Raw genomic sequence first — 25,699 nt, forward strand, 5'->3', positions numbered from 1 at the left:
CATGAGCATGGATCTTCAACGGATCGACCTGGATACCATCCAGCCCAACGGAAAGCGTGGAGAGACCCAACGGCCCGCCTTCACCAAGATCAACCAGAACTTTCAGGATGTTGCGTTGGCGCTGGAGGGAATCCCCGGTGCCATCGCAGACTCTGTCTCGGGAAAGAACCGCTTGATCAACGGGAATTTCGACTTCTGGCAGCGTGGGGACAACTTCACCGCTGCTGCGGCCTACTGTGCGGACAGATTCTTTGCACAGCAGGGAGGGATGGATGGCGCAGGCATATTCAAATCACCCGTTGCTCCGGGCGATGCGAACTTCCCGAAAAGCCTGTTCACGTTGGCCGCCAATTGCAACGGGAACCACAACGCTGCCGGACACCATTTCCTGTTCGAGCAGCGTGTGGAAAGTGTGCGGACCTTTGCCGCATCAGAGAGCACGCTATCCTTCCTGGTCTACAACGCAGGCACTGCAGGGAGAAAGATCGCAGTCGAATTCCTGCAGCGCTTCGGAACAGGCGGAAGCCCCACTGTCACGGGGATACAGCCGGAAGTGTTTACGCTCGCACAGGGCCTGAACCGGATCAGCAAGACCGTCAGTCTTCCTTCCATCTACGGTAAGACGCTTGGCAGTGGCGATGATTCGGTCATCTGTGCGGTATGGCTCTCGGCAGGCAGTGACTTCAATGCGCGCACAGGAGGGCTCGGCGCGCAGGCAGGCCAGTTGTACTTCGGCGAAATGCAGTGGGAAGCCGGCGCACGCGCGACCCGCTTCGAGTGGAGATCACCGGCCCACGAGCTTGCGCTGTGTCAGCGCTACTACCAGAAGTCCTTCCCTGTTACAGAAGTTCCCAACAGCAGGAGCAGCTCCGCCGTGCACCGGAACGCAGTGGCCTTCAACAGTGGCACCTGCCGCGTTGTCGCAGAGTTCAAAGGCACGATGCGCAGCACGCCACAGCTGCAGTTCCACGCAGGCGGGGAAGGTGGTGACATCGGATCGCCGAGCTTCTGGAGGTACTACGACGCCGCTGGCGGAACATGGCGCGCGGGAACCCTGACCAATGTAGTCATGGCAACGAGCCAGGCGTTCATGGCGGACGTGGGTGGAGCAGGTTTCCTGGTAAGCGGCTCTGTTCTGCTGGCAGGCCACTACACCGCCGATGCCGAACTCTGAGTGCATTCCTACATCTGCGGGACCGGTCGGGAAGCCGTGAGACCCGCCCGTTGACGGAATGAAAGTACTCGAACTCCGATCGGCCGCCCCCGATTCACCTCGTTCAAGGAGCCACTAATGGCAAGAAAGATCATCGACCTCGATTCCGTTCAACCGAACGGAAAGCGGGGTGAAACACAGCGCCCGGCGTTCACCAAGATCAACGAGAATTTCGCCGAGGTCTACGACGCCTTGACCGATGTCGCGAAGATTCCGGAGACCGTGGGGAATGCCATCACCGAGCGCGTTCCGGGAAGGAATCTGCTTATCAATGGTGGCCTTCAGTTCTGGCAACGTCGCACGTCCGGTCGCGTTGGCCAGGGATCAGGTACGCTGGGTGCGGAGACATTCTTCGCCGACCGCTTCACGAACTCGGCGCTGGTCTGCAACCACGATGTGCAGCGTGTAGCTTACGACGGGCAGGCTGGATTTCCGGAAGATACCCGGTCGATTCTGGTCTGCACCGTATCCGAGGCCATCGCCAGAAGTGGCGCCTGGATGGGGCAGAAGATCGAGGGCGTCCGCAGTGCAAGTGGAGACATCACGATCTCGGTGTGGGCGAACTCTGATGCGCCAGGTCGCAGTGTGGGCGTGCGTGTCATCCAGGATTTCGGGACAGGTGGCTCACCCTCGCCGCAGGTGACAGTGGAAGCCGGCGTGCTCAAGCTGGAGGCGACCGCCAAGCGCCACAGCATCACGGTGAAGCTGCCGAGTACCCGGGGCAAGGTGCTTGGCAGCAATGGCAACGACCATCTCTACGTGGTGTTCGACCTGTGCGGTACCGGCCAGGGGGGCGAGCTGGTGGCGCAGAACGGATCGTTCGGCTTCACACAGTTCCAGGTCGAAGCCGGGCGCGCAGCGACGCGCTTTGAGTGGCGACCGCCGGGCGTGGAACTGGCGTTGTGCCAGCGCTACTACGAGAAGAGCTACAACCTCGACATCGTGCCCAATACCGCGCACAACGAAGGGCGCGAAGCCTTCTCGATCAACTCACCGGGAGTGGCGCACTACCAGAGTGTGCGATTCCATGCACCGAAGCGTACCCATCCTTACGTGATGATCATCTCGGCCGACAACATCCAGCAGGACGGACATATCGCGGAAGACAACATCTCCCGCGTTCCCTGCCTGGTCAACTATGCCTCGCCTTCCGGCTACGAAGTGAGCTGGACCAACAATCCAGGTCGCTGGGGCGGGTGGTGGCATTGGTGGGCCGATGCCGAGCTGTGATGGCGCGTGCCCGGGACTTACAGGACGACAGCAATGACGAGAAAAATCATCGACCTCGATTCCGTTCAACCGAACGGAATGCGGGGTGAAACCCAGCGCCCGGCGTTCACCAAGATCAACGACAACTTCGCCGAAGTGTATGGGGCGCTGGATGGCGTGACCGCGATCGGGAAGCGTGTGGATTCACTGGAAAGCGCTTTGCAGAGCGTGGTTCCAGGCAGGAACCGCCTGATCAACGGCAACTTCGATTTCTGGCAGCGGGGCACCACCGGCACCACCCAGGGGGGAGAGATCTATGTAGCCGATCGCTGGACCGTGGCAGCGCTGGGCTGCACGCATACCGTCAATCGCGGCGGCAATCTGCCAGCTGGCGGTGCCGCTCCGGAATCGCGCCGTTTCCTCAACAGCGTTGTCTCCAAGACCAGTGCAGGTAGCAGCGCCTACGTCGCACAGAAGGTCGAGAGCGCGGCGACGCTGTCCGACGGCGACGTGACGGTTTCCGGCTTCGCCTATGGCCCGCCAGGAAAACGCATCGGCGTTCGTCTCATCCAGCACTTTGGCACCGGTGGTTCGCCGTCCGCCGCAGTCAGCGTGGAGCTGGGAACCGTAGCGGTCACCGCCACGTCCTGGACCTATTTCCAGCTCAGTGCGCGACTGCCATCGGTGAAGGGGAAGACGCTGGGCAGCAATGCCGACAGCGATTTCCTGTGGCTGGTGGTGGATCTGTGCGCGGATGCCTATGGCGGTGTCATCTCCGGGCAGAACGGAGAGTTCGGTATTGCGATGATGCAGCTGGAGCGCGGCAACCGGGCAACGGCATTCGACCTGCGCCCGCTGGCCCACGAGCTGCAGCTGTGCCAGCGCTACTACGAAAAGTCCTATGACAATGACGTCGTTCCTGGAACTCCGACCAACAGCGGTCGTTACAGTTGGGGCAACTCGGCTGCGAGCGGCGCAACCAGCTACCTGTCGGTGCCATTCAAGACGTGCAAGCGAGTGACGCCGGTGATTGTCGTCAGGCCCAACAACAATGTGGTCGAGCCCGGATATGTCAATCAGGACGACAGCAGCCGAACGCCCGCATCGGTTCCCACGATCGCGACGAACGTCTTCGAAGTGGCCTGGGGCAATTCTCCCGGGCGTTGGGGTGGCTGGTTCCACTGGACGGCGGATGCAGAGATTTACTGAGTATCAGGTATGGCGTTCCGCCGTCTTTTTCAGGCGTGGCAACGACCTGTCCCTGGGCTTTGCTGATTCGGAATGGAAGGCTAAATGAGCAGAAAGATAATCGACCTCGATACCGTTCAGGCGAACGGTAAGCGGGGTGAAACACAGCGCCCGGCATTCACCAAGATCAACGACAACTTCGCCGAAGTGTATGGCGGGTTGGATGCCGTGCAGACTGCGGTGGATGGGTTGGATGGCCGAATGACTGGCCGCAACTGCCTGATCAACGGCGACTTCCGCCTTTGGCAGCGTGGTGCAGTGTTTCCTGCATCCGTGGGCACTCGCTACATCGCTGACCGCTGGCAAGCCAATGCCACCGGCACCAAGCTGGCCGTCACACGCGAGGATGTGCCTGCAGGCGGCGGCCAGGGAGGGCGCCTGCTGGCCGGATCACGCCACCTGCTCCGGCTGGATGTGCAGAGCGTGGCCAGTGCCGGCAATATGGCACTGGTCCAACAGCGTATCGAGGACGTCCGGACCCTGGCCGGGCGCACTGTGACCATCAGCTTCAAGGCACGCGCCTCGGTGGATGACTTCCGCATCGGGGTGGAGCTGCAGCAGTCTTACGGAACGGGCGGGTCCACCGCGCGCGACAGCATCGGCGCCTCGGTCGTACTCGATACCCTGTGGCGATGGCACCAGGTCACCGTGGATGTTCCCGGCCTTGCCGGCAGGACGCTGGGCCCGGACAGCTACCTGCAACTGAGCTTCTGGCTGGATGCCGGTGCCGATTTCGGCGGGCGGGCGTTCGCCGCCGGGCAGAAGAGCGGCAGCGTGCAACTGGCCGAAGTGCAGATCGAAGAAGGCGACACCGCCACCGACTTCGATCGCCGGCCTGAAGCACTGGAGCTGTTGCTGTGCCAGCGCTACTACGAGACGTTGGATGTGAACCGGATCCTGGGCATCACCTACACCGCCAACGGTGACACGCGCGCGTGCATTCCGTTCAAGGTACGCAAGCGCGTGGCGCCCAGGGTCACCTCGCCCTCTGCCGCGCTCAACCTGGTCGGCTTCGGCTCCGAAGGTAGCCTCATCAACTTCAACGGTGGCGATCCGGGCTGGCAGTCCACCGTGGACGCGGCCGTGCTGTCCACGATGTCCAACAACATGCAGCAGTGGGGTGCGGTGGTGGTGTGGTCGACCACCTCACAGGTGCTGGTGCAGGCCGATGCGGAGCTCTGAGCCATGACAATCACGCCTCCGCAGGCGTCAAAGCACGCCTGCTTCACGACCACTACGTCGCTGCGCCCGGGCCACCACGTCATCGTACCGCGCGGCCAGGAGCGGTATCCCGTACCACCCCCTCTTCCCATTGCCGCACAGGAGCACACCCCATGATCACCGCCGATGCCCAGCAGCTTGAGCCGGGTGGCCGCATCACCGTCTACGAGCTCGACGCCAGCAGTTTCGGCGCCGACAAGCTGTTCTTCCACGCACACCTGCAGAGCGGCCTCGTCTGGTGGCAGGGCCAGGAATATGGCCCCTGGCCGATCGAGGCCAGCGGCTTCGAACGTACCAGCGACCAGCCACCGAATCCGCGCCTGCGCGTGAGCAACATCGATGGCCGCATCACCGCCATGTGCCTGTTGTTCGACGACCTGGTCGGGGCCCGCATCATCCGCCGGCAGACGCTGGCCAAGTACCTGGATGCCGCCAACTTCGAGGAAGGCAATCCCAGCGCGGATCCTGCCGAGCATTTCCCCGACGAAGTCTGGTTCATCGAGCGCAAGATCGGCGAAGACAAGCAGATGGTCGAGTTCGAGCTGACCACCGCGATCGATCTCAATGGCCAGCAGTTGCCGGGCAGGCAGATCATCGCCGGCATGTGTGGCTGGCTGGTGCGTGGCGGCTATCGCGGCGCGTACTGCGGCTACAACGGTCCGGCGGTGGCCGACAGCGACGACGTCGCTACCGACGACCCGGCACGTGATCAATGCGGTGGCCGGGTACGCAGCTGCAAGCTGCGCTTCGGCCAGGACAAGCCGCTGCCCTATGGCGGCTTCCCCGCCGCGGGTCTGTTGCGCTCCTGATCGATCCCTTCCCGATTCCACTTTCCAGGCCCGCCCGCGCGGGCCTTTTTCATGGGTGAAACATGCAACCGACAACCCTGCAGGCCATCCAGGCGCACGCCGTGGCCGAGTACCCGCGCGAATGCTGCGGGCTGATCGTGGCCGTTGAAGGCCACGAACGCTATCTTCCTTGCCGCAACGTGGCCGCCATGCCCAGCGAGCATTTCCGTCTGCCGGCCGAGGACTATGCCGTGGCCGAGGACAAGGGCGAGGTGCTGGCCCTGGTGCACAGCCACCCCGATGCCGCCGCGACGCCGTCCGACGCCGATCGGGTCATGTGCGAGCGCAGCGGGCTGACCTGGCACATCGTCAGCGTCGGCCAGGTAACCGGCGAGCCACCGCTGTGCGGTGATCTGCAGACCCTGCATCCCTCTGGCTACATGGCACCGTTGGTCGGTCGTCAGTTCGCCCATGGTGTGCTGGACTGCTACAGCCTGGTCCGCGATTTCCACGCACGCGAACTGGGCATCCGGCTGTCCGAGTACGAACGCCAGGATGACTGGTGGAGCCATGGCCAGGACCTGTACAGCCTTGAACGGCTGCACGCCGAGGGCTTCGACCTGATCGAGGGCGAACCGCAGCGGGGCGACATGATCCTGATGCAGATCCGCTCGCCGGTTACCAACCACGCAGGCATCTACCTCGGCGACGGGCAGATGCTGCATCACCTGCATGGCCGCCTGTCCGAGACCGTGCCCTACGGCGGCATGTGGGCCGAGCGCACCCGTTGCATCGTCCGCCATCGCGAGGTGCGCCATGACTGACCGTCTTCGTACGATCCGCCTGTACGGCAAGCTGGGTGCCCGCTTCGGGCGCAGGTTCCGGCTGGCGGTGAACAGCCCGGCCGAGGCCGTGCATGCGCTATGCACGATGCTGCCGGGGTTCCAGCAGTACCTGATGGGTGCCAAAGCCAAGGGCATGGAATTTGCCGTGTTCAATGGCCGGCAGAACCTGTCGCGGGATCAGCTGCACGATCCGCCAGGGCAGGATGACATCCGCATCGCGCCGGTGATGGTGGGTAGCAAGCGAGGAGGCGTGCTGCAGACGATCATGGGCGTTGTACTGATTGTCATCGGAGCGGTCATGAATGCGTACGCACCAGGGAGTGGCGCGGGAGTCATGACGTCGGGCATTGGCATGGTCGCTGGCGGGGTCGTGCAGATGCTCTCCCCCCAGCCAAAAGGCCTGGGCGCCAAAGACACACCCGAAAACGCGCCCAGCTACAGCATGAACGGCACCGTCAACACGCAGGCGCAGGGCAACCCCGTACCGGTCGCTTATGGCGGCCATGACAGCAAGGGCATGTTCATCGGCTCGGCCGTGATCAGCGGCGGCATCCTGGCGGAGGACCAGTTTTGAACCAGATCACTCATTCCACGCCGCGCACGCGCGGTGCAGCCGCGCCCGTACTGGTGGGCGCCAAGAAGGGCGCGAGCAACGCCCGAACCCCGGTCGAAACCGCCGACAGCCTGCACTCGATGGCGGTGGCCCGCATCATCGACCTCGCCAGCGAAGGCGAGATCCGCGGCCTGGTCGCCGGCAAGCAGTCGATCTACCTGGACCAGGTGCCGATCGAGAATCCGGACGGCACGCTGAACTTCTCCGGCGTGGACGTGCAGACGCGTTCCGGCACCCAGGACCAGGAGCACATCAGCGGCTTCCCGTCCATCGAGAACGAAGTCGGTGTCAATGTCGAGCTGCGCAGCGATGCGCCGGTGGTACGCACCGTATCCGGTGCCGACCTGTCGGCCGTCCGTATCCGCTTCGCGGTGCCGGCGTTGCAGAAAACCAACACCGAGAACGGTGACACCGAAGGCTACCGGATCATGTATGCGGTGGATCTTTCCACCGATGGTGGCCCGTTCAGCACGGTGCTGACCGATGCCTTCAGTGGCAAGACCACCAGCCAGTACGAGCGCAGCCGCCGCATCGATCTGCCTGCCGGCAGCCAGTGGCAGGTGCGCATCCGCCGGCTGACCGCCAACGCCAACAGCAGCACCATCGCCGATACCATCAACGTGCTGTCGATGACCGAGATCATCGATGCCAAGCTGCGCTATCCGAACTGTGCGCTGGCGGCGGTGCAGGTCGACGCCAGCCAATTCCAGAACATCCCCACCCGGTCCTACCAGCTGTGGGGGCGCATCGTGCGCATCCCCTCCAACTACGATCCGCTCAGCCGTCTCTACAGCGGCGTGTGGGACGGTACCTTCAAGAGCGGGTGGACCAACAACCCGGCCTGGGTGTTCTTCGACATCGTCACCAACGATCGCTTCGGCCTGGGTCATCGTGTTCCGCTGGACTGGGTGGACAAGTGGCGGCTGTACCAGATCGCGCGCTACTGCGATGAACTGGTCAGCGATGGCCAGGGCGGCAAGGAGCCGCGCTTCACCTGCAGCCTGTATCTGCAGACCCGCGCCGAGGCCTATCGCGTGCTGCAGGACATCGCCACCATGTTCCGCGGCATCAGCTTCTATGCGGCGGGGCAGGTGATGGCCTCGGCCGACATGCCCAAGGACCCGGTGCTGACCTACAGCCAGGCCAACGTCATCGAAGGCCGCTTCCACTATGCCGGCAGCAGCCGCACGGCGCGGCACACGGTGGCCCTGGTGTCGTGGATCGATCCGGATGACTTCGGCCGGCAGAAGGTCGAAGTGGTACAGCACCTGCCCGGCGTGGCCCGCTACGGCATCAACCAGACCGAAGTGACGGCGGTGGGCTGCCACTCGCGTTCGCAGGCGCAGCGCGTGGGCAACCACATTCTGCATACCGAGATGCTGGAAACGGAAACCATCAGCTTCTCGGTGGGCCTGGACGCGCTGGGCTGCATGCCTGGTGACGTGATCCAGGTGGCCGACCCGAACCGCGCCGGCCGCCGCAATGCGGGACGCATCCGCAGTGCGGGTACGCGCAGCCTGGTGCTGGATCGCGTGCCGGAACAGGTCGCTGCCGGTGACACCCTGCGCGCCACCCTGCCCAGCGGGCAGACCGAAGCACGCACGGTGCAGTCGGTGGACGGCGAGACAGTCACGGTCACCGCGCCGTGGTCGGCGGTGCCGGTGGCGCAGTCGGTCTGGGCGCTGGAATCGCCTGAGCTGGCCCTGCAGCACTATCGCGTGCTGTCGGTCAGCGAAGGCGAGGATCTGACCTATCAGATCACCGCGCTCAAGCACGTGCCGGGCAAGTACGCCGCCATCGACGACGGCACGCGCCTGGAGCAGCCGCCGATCAGCATCATTCCGCCCAGCGTGCAGCCGGCACCGGCCAACGTGCGGATGGCCTCGCATGTGGTGGTGGACCAGGGCATCGCCACCTCCGTGCTCACCATCGAGTGGGATGCCGCAGACAAGGCGATCGGCTATGACGTGGAATGGCGCCGTGGTGATCTCAACTGGGTCCGCGCCGGTCGCGTCGGGACGCAGAGCCTGGAGGTGCGGGGCGTTTACGCGGGCGAGTATCTGGCCCGGGTACGCGCGGTCAATGCGCTGGGCGCGGTATCGCAGCCGACGCTCAGTGTGCTCACCACCATTGAAGGCAAGACGACGCCGCCGCCGGCATTGACCTCGCTGACCGCGCGCAGCCGCGTGTTCGGCATCGAGCTGGCCTGGCAGTTCCCGGCAGGCGCCACGGATACCGAGCGCACGGAGCTCTGGTACAGCACCAGCCCGGATCGCTCGGCCGCCATCAAGCTCGGCGACTTCGCCTATCCACAGTCGCGGCACCAGATGAATGGTCTCGCAGCTGGCGCACGCTTCTGGTTCTGGGGGCGCCTGGTTGATCGCAGCGGCAACGTGGGTCCGTGGCATCCGGTGGAGGCGGGTGTTCTGGGCGAGTCCAGCAGCAACCCATCGGACTACGATGCCTATTTCGCCGGCCGCATCAACGAAAGCGCGCTGGGCCAACAGCTGAAGGGCAAGATCGAGCGCGTCACCGAAGTGCTGCCGCTGGTCTGGGATGCCGCGGCAACCTACACCCCGGGCCAGACCGTCATCCACGATGGCCGGATCTGGAGCTGGCAGGGCACTGCCGCAGGCAATGAAACGCCGCCGGGCAGCCACTGGAAGAACATCGGCGACGCCGTCGCCGAGGCGGGCGCCATCGTCGGCCGTGTTGATCAGCTGGAACTGGACGTTACCGACGTCGATGGCAAGGTGGCCGCGCAGGGGCAGAAGGTCGATGGCCTGTTCGCGCAGGTCAGCGACCACACCGCCGGTGAGGAGGACTACAACGTCGGCGAGAACGACGTCAGCGCCGGTGCCATCACCGTCTACAGCGTGATGGCCGAGAAGGACGCGGCACTGGCCAGGCGTGTGGACACGGTCGAAGCCTCCATCGAGGGTGTTCCAGGCAAGATCGAAGGGGTCAGTGCCGCGGTCCAGCAGGTCTCGCAGGCCGTGGTGAACCTGGATGGCAAGGTCAGCGCAACCTATACGGTCAAGGCGCAGATCAGCAGTGCCGGGCAGATCTACATGGCCGGCATGGGTCTGGGCGTGGAGCAGCAGCCGGATGGCAGCTACCAGAGCCAGATCCTGATGCAGGCCGATCGCTTCGCGCTGTTCAACACCAACAGTGGCCAAGTCAGCGCGCCCTTCGTGGTGCAGGGCGGGCAGACCTTCATCAGCCAGGCACTGATCGGCAACGGCTGGATCCAGAACGCGATGATCGGCGATGTGATCCAGTCCAACGCGGTCGGTGCCGGCGGGCAGCCTCGCTGGAGGCTCGACAAGAACGGCACGCTGACGATGAACGGCCCCGAGAACGGCGGCCGCCTGACCATCAATGACAGTGTCATCCACGTTTACGACAGCAACGGCCGCGTCCGCGTCCGCATGGGGATCTGGTAATGGCAACCGGTATGCAGATATTCGGCCCGGACGGGCAGATGTGGTTCGACACCAATGATCGTGCCGGCAAGGTGATGGGTGAGATGCACGTCAGCACCCGAGACAGCATCTATGTGGGCATGGCGGGCATGGGGCAGCCATTCGCGATCCTGCCAAGCACCTTATGGGACAGCTGGCAGGACATGAATGGGAACCAGTTCTCCGCGCCAAACATGGCATCCATGTCCTTCAACAAACCAGGCGCCGCCGAAGGCGACTACCTCACACTCAACTTCACGTTCATGACGACGACCAACCCCAACGCCTATGTCTTCTACGGGAGTTTCTGATGACCGTCGGCCTTGAAGTCACCAACGACAGCGGTATCCCCGTTCTGGTCAACGCACGCGCCCTTGCCTTCTTCGCGGCAGGCAAGGGGGTGGAGACCATCGGTAGCAACACTTCGCCGTTGGGCCAGAACGGTTCGGTCGGCCTGCCGGCGCAGAGCGTGCCCTACCTGGTGTTCATCCGCTGCAATGGCGGCTCCACGCGGATCTCCACCGGCACTGCAGGTTTCAGCTGGAACATGGCCCAGGGCACCACCAGTTTTGAATGGTGGGCATGGGGACATGCGGTTCCCAGCAACAACACCGGCATGCAGGTCTACAACGCCGACGGTTCGCTGCAGTGGGACATGAGCAGCCGTCCACTGCGCATGGCGGGCCTGGTCGATAAGACCGGTGCCCGGCCACCACTCCCCAGCGAGATGTCCAACGAGAACATCCTCACCGGTGACCTGATCAACGGCCCAGGCGAAAATCTTGCCTACCTGCTGTCAGACATCGGTCTCTGCCACGATGTCTACGCGATGCCCAGCGGCAACCCCACCATCCGTACCAACATGCGCTATGCGGCAGCCATCAGTACGCCGAATGCATCGCAGATGCGTGTCAACTTCACCCGGCAAGCTGCCAATCGCCAGCGTTCCCTCAGTGGAGCGTCCTACCAGACGTTCGCTTCGCGCCTGCCAAGCTTCGTCCTTGCGGCTTACACCTACTGAGTGGGGGTTGCCGGCCCGGGCGGCCATTTGAGCCGCCCGGGCCCTTCCCGTAGACTGCGCCCCTCCTACGCTCCTCGACGACGCACTGCAGTGATCACGCCACCCTGACCCTTGCCGCACATCGGCAGCCGGCCCGCCCGGCTCAGGAACCCGTGTCTTTCCACTGCAGCGCCATGCGGCCACGCCCGCGTGCGCGCGGAGTTTTCCCATGCAAACGTCCTACCCCCTGCGCCAGCAATGGCTCGGCAACATCCGTGGTGATCTGTTGTCCGGCATGGTCGTCGCCCTGGCCCTGATTCCCGAGGCCATCGCCTTCTCGCTCATCGCCGGCGTCGACCCCAAGGTCGGCCTGTATGCCGCGTTCTCCATTGCGGTGGTCACCGCCATCGCCGGTGGCCGCCCCGGCATGATCTCCGCCGCCACCGGCGCGATGGCACTGGTGATGGTCGACCTGGTCAAGGACCACGGCCTTCAGTACCTGTTCGCCGCCAGCATCCTGGCTGGCCTGCTGCAGGTGCTGGCCGGCGTGTTCAAGCTTGGCTCGCTGATGCGCTTCGTTTCGCGCTCGGTCATCACCGGCTTCGTCAACGCGTTGGCGATCCTGATCTTCCTGGCGCAGATGCCGGAACTGATCGGCCGTGGTCCCACGGTCTACGTGCTGTGTGCCGCCGCCCTGGCGATCATCTACCTGCTGCCGCGCCTCACCCGTGCGGTGCCGTCACCGCTGGTGGCGATCGTGGTGCTTACAGCCGTGGTGATCGGTTTCGATGTGGACGTGCGCAGTGTTGGCGACATGGGCCAGCTGCCCGACAGCCTGCCGCAGTTCCTCATCCCCGATGTGCCGCTCACCTGGGAGACCCTGCGCATCCTGCTGCCGGTGTCGGCCACGCTGGCCGTGGTCGGCCTGCTCGAATCGATGATGACCCTGCAGATCGTCGAGGACATCACCGAAACGCCCAGCGAGCGCAACCGCGAATGCGTCGGCCAGGGCGTGGCCAACACGGTCACCGGTTTTCTCGGCGGCATGGCCGGCTGCGCGATGATTGGGCAGTCGGTCATCAACGTGACGTCCGGTGGCCGCGGCCGCCTGTCCTGCCTGGTGGCGGGCGTGCTGCTGCTGGTGCTGGTGGTGTACGGCAGCGACCTGGTGCGGCAGATCCCGATGGCCGCGCTGGTGGCGGTGATGATCATGGTCAGCATCGGCACGTTCAGCTGGCGCTCGCTGCGCGACCTGCGCACGCACCCGCGCAGCTCTTCGGCCGTGATGCTGCTGACCGTGGTGGTCACCGTGGCCACCCACGACCTGGCCAAGGGCGTGCTCAGTGGCGTGCTGCTGTCGGCGCTGTTCTTCGCGCGCAAGGTCGGCCGCATGTTGGATGTGCAGCGCGAAGATGCCGGAGACACGCAGGCCTACCGCGTACGTGGGCAGGTGTTCTTTGCCTCGGCCGGCCAGCTGGGCGCCGCGTTCGACTACCAGCATGTGGCACCAAAGGTGCAGATCGACCTGCGTGACGCCCACCTGTGGGACCTCACTGCGGTGGCCGCGCTGGAACGCGCTCAGGAAAAGCTGGCCGCGCATGGGGCGGAGGTGACGGTGGTGGGCCTGAATGCGGCCAGCCGTACGTTGATCGAACAGGTGGGTGGGCGCGGCGGCGGGCACTGAGGTTCCAGCGTCCGCGTCTGAGACGGCGTGCACGCATTCTGAATCCAGTCAGGCAGTTGAAACCGGCGCTGTCGTAGCATTGCCCGCGTGATGGGGGTCGATGGACGGCCCCTCCCTGCCGGCACCCGCTGGCGGCACGCAAGGGAGAAACAGGCAATGCAGGCAATGGACGCGCTTGGGCGCAACGAGCGGGTCGGCGTCGGCCGTGGGTGTTGGAAGGTGCTGGCCCTGTGCCTGGCGCTCACCGCATGCCAGGCGCCTTCTTCCCAGGCATCGACCGAAACGGCGGCCCCCGCGTCGATTGCTGCGGCATCGCCGGCAGCCCCTTCCGGCCCGGCATCGGCAGATTCCCCCCACTACCCGGATGCGTCCTATACCGAGGGTCGCCTGCGCCCCGCCTATGGCTGGTGTGTGGATGGGGTGGAAGATGCCGGCAAGCTCCAGGCCTGCGGCAAGGACGAACTCGCCTACCAGGAAGCGCGCCTCGAAGCGGCGACCAGCAAGGCGCTGGCCGGGCTCGACGGCGCTGCCCGGACGGCATTCCAGGCCACCCAGGCGAGCTGGCGCAGCGATACAGACCGTTATTGCCGCGATGTCCCCAACGGCACCGTGCAGCAGCTGCAGGGCGCGCAGGAATGCCGCCTGTACCGTGTTGCCAACCGTGCCGACCAGCTGCTGGCGCAGAGCGCGCCGCCGGATACCTCGTATACCCAGGCAGCGCTGCGTCCGGAATACACCCGTTGCGTGCAGGACGCCCGCGGCATGGACGACCAGCTGGAAGCCTGCGATACGGCCGAGCTCGCCCACCACAAGGCGCTGCTGGAAGCACAGGTCGCGCGACTGATGGATGGTCCCGACGGCCCGGCCAAGGACCGCTGGATGGACGAGCAGGCCAACTGGGTTGCAGACACGGACAAACACTGCAGCCAGGTCACTGACAGCGTGGGCCCGGCGTTGGATGCACAGTCGTGCCTCATCAATCGTTACGCCAACCGTGCGGTGGAACTGCAGAAGGGCGTGTTGGCGCGATGATGAGCCTCGATGCCGGCATTGCAGGGGGCCTCGACGCCGATCCGAAAGCCCGTCTGCAGGCAGGGCAGCGGAATTGACTGCGGTCAAGCCTTCAAGATGTCCTTGAAACGGCAGTTTCGTTGAGATTCGTGAGCATTGGGCATCATGTGAGCGACCTCAACATACGAATTCGCGAACGCGATCGCGAGGACGTTGCGCCGTGCAGAATGCAGTTGGTACAAGGTGCACACATTCTGAATCCAGTCAGGCATCTGAAATCCACGCTGGCGTAGCATGCAATTCCCGATGGGGCCGATGGACGGCCCCGCGTTGACGGGCCCCGCGCCTGGATGCCAAGGAGATGCAAGCAATGCAGGGAACAAACCACCTTCCAGCGGCCCCCCGCGAAACGTTCGGCAGGGCCGGGGCCATCGCGCTTGCGCTGGCCCTGGGCCTCAGCCTGGCAGCATGCCAGGCCAAGAGCCCGGAGGCGGATACGGCAGTTGCCCCCGCGGCCGCCGCGCCTGACACTGCATCGCCGCCCGCCACCGCAGAGCCTGCACGCGCCGCACCTGCCACGACAGCGGCCGATGCTGATGACCAGGACATGCCGCCGCAGCGCCCGGATGATTCCTACAACAAGGCCGCGCTGCGGCCGCAGTACGCCACATGCGTGAAATCCAGCGGCGGCGAGACACCGGCACTGCAGGCGTGTGGTGATGACGAACTTGCCTGGCAGGAGCAGCGGCTCGAGCAGGCGTTCATGCGGATCGTCGACGGTCCCGACAGCAAGGACAAGGACAGGCTGATGGACGAGCAGGCCGCCTACATGTCCGATACCAATCGCTACTGCAGATGGAACCCTGCCGAAGACGGGCAGGGGCAGATGCTGGACGCGCAGTCCTGCCGGATCAATCGCACGGCCAACCGTGCCGACGTGCTGCAGGCACTGACCTCAAAGTAATTCCCCCGCGAAGGAGTGCAGGAAAATGGATGTTGTGACCCAGGCAAAGCAGGCAATGGACAACTGGCATCGCGGCCAGACGTCGGCGCATTTCGAAACCGGAGGTCGCGGCCCCGGCCACGTTTCCACCGGCAGGGGCGACCATGGCGGTGTGTCGTATGGCAGTTACCAGTACGCCACCAACGTTGGGGGCGTGGACGAATACATTGCCGCCTCGCGCTACGGCAATCGCTTCAACGGCCTGCAGGCAGGAACCCCGGCCTTCACCGAACGCTGGAAGGAAGTGGCGGACGCCGACCCGGCAGGGTTTGCCAGGGACCAGCACGACTTCATCCAGCACAAGTACTACGACGTGCAGATGGGCCGCCTGAAGGATGTGGGCATCGATCTCTCCAGCCGTGGTGCGGCCGTGCAGGATGCGCTGTGGAGTACCTCGGTGCAGTACCGCGGCATGACCCGGTCGGTGTTCCAGAAGGGCCTGCAGCAGGCCTATGGCGAAGACTTCAAGCTGACTGAACTGAGTGACGAGCAGATTGTCCGCGCGGTGCAGGACTACAAGCACGCCAATGTGCAGGTGCACTTCCAGAGCTCGCCCACCCTGTGGGATTCGCTGCGTGATCGTGCGCTCACCGAGAAGACCGCACTGGTCGGGCTGGCGCGCTACGACCAGGTCAACCACAACCCCGATGCTTACCGGGGCAAGGATTACCAGCAGGTGTTCGGTGAACCGGAGCCCGGCCAGCGTGGCCAGCGTGCGGCCGCATCGGCGATGGCCGACGGCGTGCTGGCACCCGGCGAGCGCGGTACCGAGGTCCAGGCCCTGCAGGCCAAACTGATCCAGGCCGGCCATACCGGCCGCAACGGGCAACCCCTGACGGCCGATAGCCACTACGGTGCCAATACCGAGCATGCGGTGCGCGAGTTCCAGCAGGCGCATGGGCTGACCGTCGATGGCAAGGCCGGCCGGCAGACCCTGCAGGCCCTGGATACGGCAGTGCGCGAGCACACGCCGGCGCAGCCTGTGGCACCGGCCACGCCTGCACCCGCACTCGCACTCGCACCCGCGACTGCGCGGGAACCCGATGCCGCCGCCGCGCCCGGTGGCCAGCGCATCGTCGTGGTCGAACCCTTTGGCAACGGCAGCAGCAACCGCACGCTTCGTCATGGCACCAGTGGCGAGGATGCCTATCGCGAACTGAAGATCCATCACCCCAACACCAATGCCGAAGCCGTGCGCACCGGCAATGCCGCCAAGGCTGACCGCCCGTCGGCCATGGTCGAGGGCGAGCTGGAAACGGTACGGACCCGCGGCGATCGCAACGGCATTCCGTTGGTGCACAAGGATCTGATCCTGAGCAATCCCCGCGGCGACCGTGAAGTGATGATTCCCAATCCCGTCGCGGGGTACGTGCAGGTCAACAACGACAAGTGGAACTCCATCAGCATCTGGAGCCATCCGGCCGGGCATCCGCAGCGTGAACTGGTCGGGCAGGTGCTGCACGGTGCGCGTGGAACCACCCCCTACAAGACCGGTGATTTCGTCGAGTACGGTGCGCCGTTGATCCGCCAGTCCGATGCCGGTACCCCGGGTGCCGTGCACGCGCATATCGAGCTCGAGCCCGATCAGTACCGCAGGTTCCTGGGTGACATGCTCAACGACCGCATCACCCTGGGCGGCAAGGTCCACGCGCAGGGCCCTGAAGCCGCGCAGGCCGCACGCAGCGCGCAGCAGGCGCCGATGGCCGATGGCGTGCTGAAGCAGGGCGAGCGGGGCGATGAGGTCAAGGCCTTGCAGGGCAAGCTGGCGGCGCTGGGCTATGCCGGGGCCGATGGCAAGCCGCTGCACGCCGATGGCGTGTATGGCAAGGACACCTTTGCGGCGGTCAAGCAGTTCCAGGCCAACAACGGCCTGGACGACGATGGCAAGGCAGGCCGCAAGACCCTGGCGCAGGTCGATGCCCCCAACGCGGTGAAGGCCGGTACCGCGCCGGCGGCACCGGCCCAGGCCGAACCTGCAGCGCCGGCCAGCATGCGCGACGCCGGGCATGCCGACAACGCGCGCTTCGGCCAGGCTTTGGACAGGCTGCAGGCGCTCGAACAGCAGCGCGCCCAGGCCGGCCTGAAGCCGCTGTTCGCCAACCCGCAGGAAGCCGAACGAGCGGCTGGCCAGCTGGCCTACGAAAGCAAGGTGTCCGGCATGCGCCAGATCGACCATGTCGTGGCCCGCCCCGACGGTACCGGCCTGTTCGCGGTGCAGGGCGAGCTGGGCGATCCGGCGGCGCAGCGGACCTTCGTCGACCGCCACCAGGCGGTATCGCACTCGGTCGAGGCCAGCAGCCGGCAGAGTGAAGCGCTGGACAGCCAGTTCAACCAGCGTGCGCAGGAACAGCAGCAGGAACAGGTGCGCAACCGCGGGTTGTAAGCCACGCGGCATCCCGGGGCCGGTCGACCGGCCCCGGAGCGACCCGCCGCCATTCAGCCGTCCGGTGTAAACTATTGATCTCACTGGCAATGCCAGTCTCCACGATCAACACCCCGATGACGTCCGCCACCGCCCGTTACGCCGATTCCCTGCGCCTGTCCGTCGCTCCGATGATGGACTGGACCGACCGCCATTGCCGCTTGTTCCATCGCGTGCTGGCGCCGGGTGTGCGCCTGTACACGGAAATGGTGCACGCCAACGCGGTCATCCACGGTGATCGCGAGCGCCTGCTCGGCTTCGACCGCAGCGAGCACCCGCTGGCGCTGCAGCTGGGTGGCAGCGATCCGGCACTGCTGGCGCAGGCTGCGCGCATCGCCGCCGAGTGGGGCTACGACGAGGTCAACCTCAACTGCGGCTGCCCGTCCGACCGCGTGCAGGCCGGGCGCTTCGGCGCCTGCCTGATGCGTGAGCCGATGCTGGTGGCCGAGTGCGTGGCGGCAATGGTCGATGCCGTCGAGATCCCGGTGACGGTGAAGTGCCGCCTGGGCGTGGACGAGGACAATGACTACGACGTGTTCGCCGCCTTCGTCGACCGCCAGGTCGCCGCAGGTGCCGCAATGGTGGTGGTGCACGCGCGCAACGCGTGGCTGAAGGGCCTGTCGCCGAAGGAGAACCGCGAGGTTCCGCCGCTGAAGTACGACTGGGCCTACCGCCTGAAGCAGGAGCGCCCGTCGCTGCCGGTGGTGCTCAATGGTGGCCTGGCCAGCCTTGAGGCGGTGCAGGCGCAGGCCGCGCACGTCGATGGCGTGATGCTGGGCCGTGCGGCCTACCACGACCCCTACCTGCTGCATCAGCTGGAGGCGTTGCAGACCGGCGCTCCGCTGCAGGCCCGCGGCGACCTGCTGCGCGCGCTGCGCCCCTACGTGGAAGCGCGCCTGGGCGAAGGCCTGGCGCTGAAGCACATCACCCGCCACCTGCTGGGCCTGTTCCATGGCCAGCCCGGTGGCCGCGCATTCCGCCAGGTGCTGAGCGAGGGCGCACACCGCCCGGGCGCCGATTGGAGCCTGGTCGAGAAGGCACTGGCCGTGACCGAACGCGACGCTGATCGCGTCGCAGCGTGACCGTCGTCACATTCCTGACTTGACAAGGCGCGGCGATTCGTCCCGAATGTTCACCTAGCTGAACATCGCGGGGTCGCGGCCGGAAAAGTTCAGACCGGATTCACTGCCCCAAACCAAGAATTTGCAAAGGATTTGTAAAGCGCCGGGCCCGAAACCCGGCATCCGGATTTACGACTTTTGAACGAATCGCCGTGCTCGGCTAGGATCGCATCGATGTCTTCCGCTTCCCTCCATTGCCGCATTGCCCTGGCCACCTGCGTTGTGCTGGCGGCTGCGCCGCTGTCGTCGGCGCTGGCACAGCAGCCGCCGCGCGGTGAGCAGGGGCGTGCGGAGATGATGGAGCGGGGCGAGCGCGGCAACCGTGGCGACGAGCGTTCGCTGTCCGATGCCGTGCGCCGCGTGCAGCGCACCACCGGTGGCCACATCCTCGGTGCCGAGCGCGTGCCGTTCGATGGTCGTGATATCAACCGGGTGAAGTACATGGACGACCGGGGCCGGGTCCGCTATATGGACGACCCCGCCCCGTCGCGTTCACAGCCGCGCACGCCGCGGTCGGATATGTCATCACTACGCGGCGATAACCCCTGAACAGGGATAGTTGTCGCTATCAACCCGTACCCCACAGGCCTCCGGGCCACACCCAGGACACTAGGGAGAGTTCATGCGTATCCTTCTGGTCGAAGACGAAGCCCCGCTGCGTGAGACCCTGGCAGCCCGGCTCAAGCGCGAAGGCTTTGCCGTCGATGCTGCGCAGGACGGCGAGGAAGGCCTCTACATGGGGCGCGAAGTTCCGTTCGATGTCGGCATCATCGACCTCGGCCTGCCCAAGATGTCGGGCATGGAGCTGATCAAGGCCCTGCGTGATGAAGGCAAGAAGTTCCCGGTGCTGATCCTGACCGCGCGTTCGAGCTGGCAGGACAAGGTCGAGGGCCTGAAGCAGGGTGCCGACGATTACCTGGTCAAGCCGTTCCACGTCGAAGAGCTGCTGGCCCGCGTCAACGCGCTGCTGCGCCGCGCCGCCGGCTGGAGCAAGCCGACCCTGGAATGCGGCCCGGTCGCCCTGGACCTCGCCGCCCAGACCGTCAGCGTGGCCGGCAGCAATGTCGACCTGACCAGCTACGAGTACAAGGTGCTGGAGTACCTGATGATGCATGCCGGTGAACTGGTCTCCAAGGCCGACCTCACCGAGCACATCTACCAGCAGGACTTCGACCGCGACTCGAACGTGCTGGAAGTGTTCATCGGCCGCCTGCGCAAGAAGCTGGACCCGGATGGCGAACTGAAGCCGATCGAGACCGTGCGCGGTCGCGGCTACCGTTTCGCGATCCCGCGCAACGAGGGCTGAGCCGGCTCACCCTGGCGATAACACGATGTCCGGCCGTCTGTGGTTCTTCCGACGCTGGCGGCCGCGCTCACTGCAGGCGCGCCAGATGCTCGCCGCGTCCGTGGGCCTGGTCGCGTTCCTGGCCCTGGCCGGTTACGCGCTCGACGCCGCCTTCGCCGATACGGCGAAGGCGAACCTGCGTGAGCGCCTGAAGAACTACGCCACGTCCTACGCGGCCGGCATCGACTTCACCCGCGACCGCTCGCTGTACATCCGCGAGCAGCCGCCGGATTCGCGCTTCGATGTGCCCGGCAGCGGCCTGTACCTGCAGGTGGTGATGCCGCACGGCAAGGGCAATTCGATGTCTGCCGAAGGCCCGATGCTGCCCACCGTGGGCGGCGGCCTGCTGGCACCGCGCCAGGAAGTGTTCGAAGGCCCGCTGCCGATGATCCAGATCGATGGCAGCCAGGGCTCGGTCTACCGCTATGGCCTGGGCCTGGTGTGGGGCGCCGACGCCGACCCTGCCACCGAGTTCCCGTACACCATCTATGTGATGGAAGACTCGCGCGCGCTGGGTGCACAGCTGCGCGTATTCCGTGGCCGCGTCTGGTTCTACCTGGGCGGCATCGGCCTGATCCTGCTGCTGCTGCAGACCGTCATCCTGCAGTGGAGCCTGCGCCCGCTGCGCCGCGTGATCACCGAGCTGACCAAGGTGCAGCGCGGCGAGACCGAGCGCATGAGCGAGCGCCACCCGCGCGAGCTGGAACCGCTGACCGACAGCATCAACGCCTTCATCGAAAGCGAGCGCGAGAACCTCGAGCGCCAGCGCAACACCCTGGCCGACCTGGCGCATAGCCTGAAGACGCCGATCGCGGTGCTGCGCACGCAGATGGACAGCGGCGCCGGCGACAACGCGCTGCGCGAGGAACTGGACGTGCAGCTGCAGCGCATGAACAACCTGGTCTCGTACCAGCTGGCACGCGCGGCCTCGTCCGGCCACAAACTGTTCTCCGCGCCGCTGCCGATCGAGTCCAATGCCGAGGAAATCGTGCGTGGCCTGGAAAAGGTCTACGCCTCCAAGGGCGTGCTGTGCGAATTCGACATCGACCCGGCGGCGCGCTTCCACGGCGAACCGGGCGACCTGCAGGAACTGCTCGGCAACCTGCTGGAGAACGCCTTCAAGTGGGCCAACCGCCGCGTGCTGCTGACCGCGCAGCCGCTGCCGGCCCCGAACGCGCGCCGCGCCGGCCTGCTGCTGGCGGTCGACGACGATGGCCCGGGCATTGCCCCGGACGACATCGGCAAGGTGCTGCAGCGCGGCGTGCGTGGCGACGAGCGCGTGCAGGGCCACGGCATCGGCCTGTCGATCGTGCAGGACCTGATCAAGGATTACCGCGGCGAACTGACTGTGGGCCGTTCGGCCGAACTGGGCGGCGCCCGCTTCGAAGTGCGCCTGCCGCCGGGGCCGTAAATCGCGCGCGTTCCCGTCCGCCTGGCATCGCCTCGCGCAACAACGCGCGGGTATTCCGGTAGTGCCGGCCGCTGGCCGGCAACCTCATGATCTTCGGTGGCAGTGTCAGGCTGCCGGCCAGCGGCCGGCACTACCGCAATGCGATCTTCGGCGGCTCGCCGTAGAACCGTCGCAGCTGCGCGGCCACCTCCGGCAACGCCTGCTGCAGCATATCCGGCGCCGAGAAGTGGTACTCGCTGGACACCGCGAAGAACTCTTCCGGCGCCTCGGCCGCATACGGATCGATCAGCGTCTCTTCGCCCGCATCCACCTGCGCACAGAAGGCATCGTAGGCGCGCTGGAAAATGCCCGCCCATTCGCGCTGCCATTCGCGCGGCAGCGGCGGGGTGCCGTCCATCGCGCCATCCAGCGCATCCAGCTTGTGCACCATCTCGTGCACCGCCACGCAGTAACCCTCGTGGGGGGCGGCCAGGTCGGCCTGCACATCGGCCCAGGACAGGATCAACGGACCGCTGTCCCACGACTCGCCGATCAGCTCGTCATCCCACTCGTGCAGCACGCCGGCCGCATCCATGTGGCTGCGGTGCACGCGGAACGCATCGGGGTAGACGATCAGCTGCGACCAGCCTTCCAGCCCCACCTCGCCGAACGCCAGCAGCGGCAGGCAGCACAGCGCGGCCAGCAGCACGCCGTCGCCGGCCTGCAGCTGCAGCTCGCCGATCGGGGTGATGGTCTTCTCGTGCAGGAAGCGCGTGGCCAGTACGCGCAGGCGTGCGCGGCGTTCGTCGTCCAGGCCATGCAGCCAGGCCGCGCGGCGGCAGGCGTCTTCCCAAAGTGCATCGTCGATCGGCCGCGGCGCGGGCCGCAGCCACTGCAGCAACGACTTGATCAGCGGAACATTCCCGGCAGGTAGCTGTGCCACTTCGGCGCACGGATGCGTTGCAGCACGTCATCGTCGCTGCCACCGCCGCCGGTGCTGGTGGCACTGCTGGCGGCCGGGCGCACCGCCGCCGGCTTGGTGGTGGCGGCCGAGGCGGTCGCGGTCGGCGCGCGCTGCGAGGCGGCATCACCGTTGGACGACACGCAGGCGCCGCGGCTGTCGTCCAGCGCTGCTGTGGCAGACGCCGCGAAGGGCATCATCAGCAGGATCAGGCAATGGGCATAACGGCGCATTGACGACATCCACGTTAAGGGAGGGTGAGTTCCCGATTCTAGCCCGAACCCGGCGCCCCGTTGGAAGCCCCCGCGGAACCCAGCGTGGCGGGCGTCGCTGGCGGCTTTCCCGCATAATTCCTTCCTGACTTCGTGGAAGCTGCCGTGGACGATCGCCAATTGCTGGCCAAACTCGCTGCCGGTCGCCTGTCCGGCGACGCCCTGGCCCGTGAGCTGGGCCAGACCCGGGCGGCGATTTGGAAGCGTATTCAAGGGCTTAGGGCCGCCGGTGTGGACGTCGAGGGCCGCGCCGGCGAAGGCTATGGCCTGACCCGCCCGGTCGATCTGCTGGACCCGGACGCGATCCGCGCCGGCCTGCCGGCCGGGGTTCTGCCGCTGCTGCACGACCTGCAGGTGGCCTGGACGGTGGATTCGACCAACGCCGAATTGCTGCGGTGCAGCGCGCCCCAGCGCGGGGTCAGCGTCCTGCTGGCCGAACGCCAGACCGGTGGCCGTGGCCGTCGTGGCCGTACCTGGGCCTCGCCGCTGGCCGCGCATATCTACCTGTCGGTGCTGCGCCTGTACTCCGGTGGCCTCGGCCGCCTGGCCGGGCTGAGCCTGGTGGCCGGCATCGCCGTGGCCGAGGCGCTGCACGACCTGGGCTACACCCAGGCGCAGCTGAAGTGGCCGAACGACCTGATTGTCGATGGCAAGCGCAAGCTGGTCGGCCTGCTCGCAGAAGGCGGTGGCGAATACGCCGGCCCGGCGCGCGCGGTGATCGGCATCGGCATCAACACGCACATGCCGCCGTCGTTCGCCGAGCAGATCACCCAGCCGTGGGTGGACCTGGACACGCTGGCCGGCAAGCCCGTGGACCGCAACGTGGTCGTTGCGGCCGTGCTGACGCGGCTGCTGCCGGCGCTGGAAGAATTCGATCGCGAAGGCCTCGCTCCATTCCTGCCGCGCTACGCCGCCTTCGACATGCTGGCCGGCCGCGAAGTACGCGTGGAACTGGACGGGCAGTGGCAGCACGGAACCGCGCTTGGCCTGGCCGATGACGGCGCATTGCGCGTGCGCATCGATGGCCAGGAACGCCTGCTGCACGCCGGCGAAGTCAGCGTGAGGGCAGCATGAGCGATTGGTTGTTCGACCTGGGCAACTCGCGCTTCAAGTTCGCGCCGTTGCAGGGAGATCGTGCCGGTGACGTGCAGGCCTGGGCGCATGGCGCCGAAGGCATGGCGGGGCAGCCGCCGCACAGCCTGCCCAGCGGCACCACCGCGTTCGTGGCCAGCGTGGCCGCACCGTCGCTGACCAGCGCCATGCTGGACCAGCTGCAGCGCCGCTTCGAGAACGTGCATGTCGTGCGCACCAGCGCCGAATGCGCGGGCGTGCGCATTGCCTATGCCAAGCCGGAAAAGTTCGGCGTCGACCGCTTCCTGGCCCTGCTGGCTGCGGCCAAGGCGCAGCGCCCGGTGCTGGTGGTCGGCGTGGGCACCGCACTGACGATTGACCTGCTCGACGCCGATGGCCAGCACCACGGGGGCCGCATTTCCGCATCGCCCACCACCATGCGCGAAGCGCTGCACGCGCGTGCGGTGCAGCTGCCGGCGACCGGCGGCGACTACAGCGAGTTCGCCAACGACACCGCCGACGCGCTGGCCTCTGGCTGCGACGGCGCGGCCGTGGCGCTGATCGAACGCAGCGCGCAGCAGGCGCACACGCTGCTGGGCGTGGCACCGTCGCTGCTGGTGCATGGTGGCGGCGCACCGGCGCTGATGCCGCTGCTGCCCGGCGCCGATTACCACCCATCACTGGTGCTGGATGGCCTCGCCCGCTGGGCGGTGCACCAGCCCGCAGGCTAGTATCCGCGCATGCTGACCCGTGCCCTGATCGTCGTACTGGCCATTCTCAATCTTGGCGTCGCCTGCTGGTGGCTGCTGCGCGATGCACCGCAACCGCCCGCGCCGCCGCCGCAACCGGCCGGTGTGGCCGAGCTGCGCTGGGTGCCCGGTGGTGTGGATGCCAATGCCGCAGCCGAAGCGACGGCCGCTGCCCCGACCGCACCGCTGGTGGAGCGCGAACCGGTGGAGAAGACGGCTGTGGCTGCTACGTCTGCACCAGCTACGCCGGCCCAGCCGGAGGTCGCCAAGCCGCAGGTGGCTGAGGCTACGCCGGTTGCGGCCGCTGCCAAGCCGGTAACACCGCCTGCACCGGCCCCGGTGCCGGAAAAACCCGTAACCCCGCCCGTGGCTGCCGAGCCGCCGCGCTGCATCGCGCTAGGCCCGTTCGCCGACCGCGCCGCCGCGAGCAGCGCGCAAGGCAAGGCCGGCAACGTCATCAGTCAGGTGCGCCTGCGCGAACAGCCCGCTGCCAGCGGCAGCGCACGTTTCCGGGTGATGCTGCCGGCCGCCGCCAGCCGCGAAGAAGCCCAGGCCACGGTGAAGCGCATCGTCGCCGCCGGCCTGAGCGACTACTACATCATCAGCCAGGGCGAGGAAGCCAACGCCGTGGCGCTGGGCCAGTACCGCAACCGCGAAGGCGCCGAGCGGCGCATGGCGGCGGTGCAGGCCGCCGGCTTCCAGCCGCGCCTGGTCGCCAGCGGCGACGCCGGCCAGTGGTGGCTGGAAGGGCAGCTGGCGGCGGGCACGCAGCCAGCCCAGGCCCAGCAGCGCAGCGGGGCGGCACAGAGCCGGTCGCTGGAATGCACGCGGTTGCGCTAGAATCCCCGGACCGCGGCGCTGCCGCCGGTGCACCACCCATGCCGCTTTAGCTCAGTTGGTAGAGCAACTGTCTTGTAAACAGTAGGTCATCCGTTCGATTCGGATAAGCGGCACCACTCGGGAAGCGCTGAAACGCCTTAAAAACAGGGCTTTCAATGAAAAGGCCAGCGCGGTGCGCTGGCCTTTTCTGTGTCTGCCGGGAAAATTGCCGGAAAATCAGCGAACCTTC

The 25,699-nt window shown here is 66.1% G+C and carries 23 protein-coding genes and 1 tRNA gene; 22 read left to right on the forward strand and 2 right to left on the reverse strand.

Features of this window, described 5'->3' with window-relative positions; all coding sequences use genetic code 11:
- The first annotated feature begins 1 nt into the window (after position 1).
- From CCR98_RS01245 to CCR98_RS01330, 18 genes are all read left to right on the forward strand, one after another.
- A complete protein-coding gene (locus CCR98_RS01245; RefSeq protein WP_087921209.1) occupies positions 2-1,174 on the forward strand; it encodes a hypothetical protein in 1,173 nt (390 codons plus the stop codon).
- 117 nt (positions 1,175-1,291) lie between these two features.
- Positions 1,292-2,443, forward strand: coding sequence for a hypothetical protein (locus tag CCR98_RS01250; protein WP_087921210.1), 1,152 nt, complete (start codon positions 1,292-1,294; stop codon positions 2,441-2,443).
- Positions 2,444-2,476: 33 nt separating this feature from the next.
- Positions 2,477-3,631 (forward strand): hypothetical protein, encoded by a 1,155-nt coding sequence (locus tag CCR98_RS01255; RefSeq protein ID WP_157721482.1) that lies wholly within the window; start codon positions 2,477-2,479, stop codon positions 3,629-3,631.
- A gap of 84 nt (positions 3,632-3,715) precedes the next feature.
- On the forward strand, positions 3,716-4,852 hold the full coding sequence (locus tag CCR98_RS01260) for a hypothetical protein (RefSeq protein WP_087921212.1): 1,137 nt from the start codon (positions 3,716-3,718) through the stop codon (positions 4,850-4,852).
- Between the two features lie 152 nt (positions 4,853-5,004).
- Positions 5,005-5,700 (forward strand): phage minor tail protein L, encoded by a 696-nt coding sequence (locus CCR98_RS01265; protein WP_087921213.1) that lies wholly within the window; start codon positions 5,005-5,007, stop codon positions 5,698-5,700.
- 62 nt (positions 5,701-5,762) lie between these two features.
- Positions 5,763-6,503: a C40 family peptidase gene (locus tag CCR98_RS01270; protein ID WP_087921214.1), complete on the forward strand. Its 741-nt coding sequence runs from the start codon at positions 5,763-5,765 to the stop codon at positions 6,501-6,503.
- Positions 6,496-7,098 carry a tail assembly protein gene (locus CCR98_RS01275; RefSeq protein ID WP_087921215.1) on the forward strand — a complete coding sequence of 201 codons (603 nt, stop codon included), beginning with the start codon at positions 6,496-6,498 and terminating at the stop codon, positions 7,096-7,098. Before CCR98_RS01270 ends, CCR98_RS01275 begins: the two co-directional genes overlap by 8 nt.
- Complete coding sequence (locus CCR98_RS01280; protein ID WP_087921216.1) at positions 7,095-10,583, forward strand: host specificity protein J; 3,489 nt, start codon at positions 7,095-7,097, stop codon at positions 10,581-10,583. The genes CCR98_RS01275 and CCR98_RS01280 overlap by 4 nt, the downstream gene beginning before the upstream one ends.
- On the forward strand, positions 10,583-10,912 hold the full coding sequence (locus CCR98_RS01285) for a hypothetical protein (protein WP_087921217.1): 330 nt from the start codon (positions 10,583-10,585) through the stop codon (positions 10,910-10,912). Before CCR98_RS01280 ends, CCR98_RS01285 begins: the two co-directional genes overlap by 1 nt.
- On the forward strand, positions 10,912-11,622 hold the full coding sequence (locus tag CCR98_RS01290) for a hypothetical protein (RefSeq protein WP_087921218.1): 711 nt from the start codon (positions 10,912-10,914) through the stop codon (positions 11,620-11,622). Before CCR98_RS01285 ends, CCR98_RS01290 begins: the two co-directional genes overlap by 1 nt.
- 208 nt (positions 11,623-11,830) lie before the next feature.
- On the forward strand, positions 11,831-13,285 hold the full coding sequence (locus tag CCR98_RS01295; RefSeq protein ID WP_087921219.1) for a SulP family inorganic anion transporter: 1,455 nt from the start codon (positions 11,831-11,833) through the stop codon (positions 13,283-13,285).
- Positions 13,286-13,441: 156 nt separating this feature from the next.
- Positions 13,442-14,317, forward strand: coding sequence for a lysozyme inhibitor LprI family protein (locus tag CCR98_RS01300; protein WP_157721483.1), 876 nt, complete (start codon positions 13,442-13,444; stop codon positions 14,315-14,317).
- Between the two features lie 340 nt (positions 14,318-14,657).
- Positions 14,658-15,260 (forward strand): lysozyme inhibitor LprI family protein, encoded by a 603-nt coding sequence (locus tag CCR98_RS01305; protein WP_232463073.1) that lies wholly within the window; start codon positions 14,658-14,660, stop codon positions 15,258-15,260.
- A 25-nt stretch (positions 15,261-15,285) separates the two neighbouring features.
- Positions 15,286-17,682, forward strand: a complete 2,397-nt coding sequence (locus CCR98_RS01310; RefSeq protein ID WP_087921222.1) for a peptidoglycan-binding protein — start codon at positions 15,286-15,288, stop codon at positions 17,680-17,682.
- Positions 17,683-17,771: 89 nt separating this feature from the next.
- Entirely contained in the window at positions 17,772-18,803 is a 1,032-nt protein-coding gene (gene dusA / locus CCR98_RS01315) for a tRNA dihydrouridine(20/20a) synthase DusA (RefSeq protein ID WP_087921223.1), read from the forward strand.
- A 213-nt stretch (positions 18,804-19,016) separates the two neighbouring features.
- Positions 19,017-19,391, forward strand: a complete 375-nt coding sequence (locus CCR98_RS01320) for a hypothetical protein (protein WP_014035643.1) — start codon at positions 19,017-19,019, stop codon at positions 19,389-19,391.
- Positions 19,392-19,464: 73 nt separating this feature from the next.
- Positions 19,465-20,148, forward strand: coding sequence for a response regulator transcription factor (locus CCR98_RS01325; protein WP_004136763.1), 684 nt, complete (start codon positions 19,465-19,467; stop codon positions 20,146-20,148).
- A 25-nt stretch (positions 20,149-20,173) separates the two neighbouring features.
- The gene (locus CCR98_RS01330; RefSeq protein ID WP_014035644.1) at positions 20,174-21,598 is read left to right on the forward strand and encodes a sensor histidine kinase; all 1,425 of its coding nucleotides are present in this window, start codon (positions 20,174-20,176) and stop codon (positions 21,596-21,598) included.
- A gap of 130 nt (positions 21,599-21,728) precedes the next feature.
- Here CCR98_RS01330 and CCR98_RS01335 read toward each other — a convergent pair whose 3' ends face one another.
- Together CCR98_RS01335 and CCR98_RS01340 are read right to left on the reverse strand one after the other, a co-directional pair.
- A complete protein-coding gene (locus tag CCR98_RS01335; RefSeq protein WP_198361048.1) occupies positions 21,729-22,520 on the reverse strand; it encodes a M90 family metallopeptidase in 792 nt (263 codons plus the stop codon).
- On the reverse strand, positions 22,487-22,771 hold the full coding sequence (locus CCR98_RS01340; RefSeq protein ID WP_014035646.1) for a hypothetical protein: 285 nt from the start codon (positions 22,769-22,771) through the stop codon (positions 22,487-22,489). The genes CCR98_RS01335 and CCR98_RS01340 overlap by 34 nt, the downstream gene beginning before the upstream one ends.
- A gap of 144 nt (positions 22,772-22,915) precedes the next feature.
- Between CCR98_RS01340 and birA the strand changes: the two genes are divergently transcribed.
- The 4 genes from birA to CCR98_RS01360 all read left to right on the forward strand — a co-directional run bounded on the left by birA (position 22,916) and on the right by CCR98_RS01360 (position 25,586).
- Positions 22,916-23,884 carry a bifunctional biotin--[acetyl-CoA-carboxylase] ligase/biotin operon repressor BirA gene (gene birA, locus CCR98_RS01345; RefSeq protein ID WP_087921225.1) on the forward strand — a complete coding sequence of 323 codons (969 nt, stop codon included), beginning with the start codon at positions 22,916-22,918 and terminating at the stop codon, positions 23,882-23,884.
- A complete protein-coding gene (locus CCR98_RS01350) occupies positions 23,881-24,612 on the forward strand; it encodes a type III pantothenate kinase (protein WP_057500029.1) in 732 nt (243 codons plus the stop codon). The genes birA and CCR98_RS01350 overlap by 4 nt, the downstream gene beginning before the upstream one ends.
- A gap of 9 nt (positions 24,613-24,621) precedes the next feature.
- Positions 24,622-25,470: an SPOR domain-containing protein gene (locus tag CCR98_RS01355; protein ID WP_087921226.1), complete on the forward strand. Its 849-nt coding sequence runs from the start codon at positions 24,622-24,624 to the stop codon at positions 25,468-25,470.
- A gap of 40 nt (positions 25,471-25,510) precedes the next feature.
- A tRNA-Thr gene (locus CCR98_RS01360) sits at positions 25,511-25,586 on the forward strand.
- The last annotated feature ends 113 nt before the right edge of the window (positions 25,587-25,699 follow it).

This window comes from Stenotrophomonas sp. WZN-1, assembly GCF_002192255.1.
Taxonomy (GTDB): Bacteria; Pseudomonadota; Gammaproteobacteria; order Xanthomonadales; family Xanthomonadaceae; genus Stenotrophomonas.

Bases quoted from the DNA above. Each gene is read 5' to 3' on its own strand.
- CCR98_RS01270 (WP_087921214.1), top strand. From the start codon at position 5,763: ATGCAACCGACAACCCTGCAGGCCATCCAGGCGCACGCCGTGGCCGAG.
- CCR98_RS01350 (WP_057500029.1), top strand. From the start codon at position 23,881: ATGAGCGATTGGTTGTTCGACCTGGGCAACTCGCGCTTCAAGTTCGCG.
- CCR98_RS01355 (WP_087921226.1), top strand. From the start codon at position 24,622: ATGCTGACCCGTGCCCTGATCGTCGTACTGGCCATTCTCAATCTTGGC.
- CCR98_RS01250 (WP_087921210.1), top strand. From the start codon at position 1,292: ATGGCAAGAAAGATCATCGACCTCGATTCCGTTCAACCGAACGGAAAG.
- CCR98_RS01260 (WP_087921212.1), top strand. From the start codon at position 3,716: ATGAGCAGAAAGATAATCGACCTCGATACCGTTCAGGCGAACGGTAAG.
- CCR98_RS01305 (WP_232463073.1), top strand. From the start codon at position 14,658: ATGCAAGCAATGCAGGGAACAAACCACCTTCCAGCGGCCCCCCGCGAA.
- CCR98_RS01245 (WP_087921209.1), top strand. From the start codon at position 2: ATGAGCATGGATCTTCAACGGATCGACCTGGATACCATCCAGCCCAAC.
- CCR98_RS01255 (WP_157721482.1), top strand. From the start codon at position 2,477: ATGACGAGAAAAATCATCGACCTCGATTCCGTTCAACCGAACGGAATG.
- CCR98_RS01310 (WP_087921222.1), top strand. From the start codon at position 15,286: ATGGATGTTGTGACCCAGGCAAAGCAGGCAATGGACAACTGGCATCGC.
- CCR98_RS01285 (WP_087921217.1), top strand. From the start codon at position 10,583: ATGGCAACCGGTATGCAGATATTCGGCCCGGACGGGCAGATGTGGTTC.
- CCR98_RS01320 (WP_014035643.1), top strand. From the start codon at position 19,017: ATGTCTTCCGCTTCCCTCCATTGCCGCATTGCCCTGGCCACCTGCGTT.
- CCR98_RS01330 (WP_014035644.1), top strand. From the start codon at position 20,174: ATGTCCGGCCGTCTGTGGTTCTTCCGACGCTGGCGGCCGCGCTCACTG.
- CCR98_RS01295 (WP_087921219.1), top strand. From the start codon at position 11,831: ATGCAAACGTCCTACCCCCTGCGCCAGCAATGGCTCGGCAACATCCGT.
- CCR98_RS01300 (WP_157721483.1), top strand. From the start codon at position 13,442: ATGCAGGCAATGGACGCGCTTGGGCGCAACGAGCGGGTCGGCGTCGGC.
- CCR98_RS01325 (WP_004136763.1), top strand. From the start codon at position 19,465: ATGCGTATCCTTCTGGTCGAAGACGAAGCCCCGCTGCGTGAGACCCTG.
- CCR98_RS01290 (WP_087921218.1), top strand. From the start codon at position 10,912: ATGACCGTCGGCCTTGAAGTCACCAACGACAGCGGTATCCCCGTTCTG.
- CCR98_RS01265 (WP_087921213.1), top strand. From the start codon at position 5,005: ATGATCACCGCCGATGCCCAGCAGCTTGAGCCGGGTGGCCGCATCACC.
- CCR98_RS01340 (WP_014035646.1), bottom strand. From the start codon at position 22,771: ATGCGCCGTTATGCCCATTGCCTGATCCTGCTGATGATGCCCTTCGCG.
- CCR98_RS01275 (WP_087921215.1), top strand. From the start codon at position 6,496: ATGACTGACCGTCTTCGTACGATCCGCCTGTACGGCAAGCTGGGTGCC.
- dusA (WP_087921223.1), top strand. From the start codon at position 17,772: ATGCCAGTCTCCACGATCAACACCCCGATGACGTCCGCCACCGCCCGT.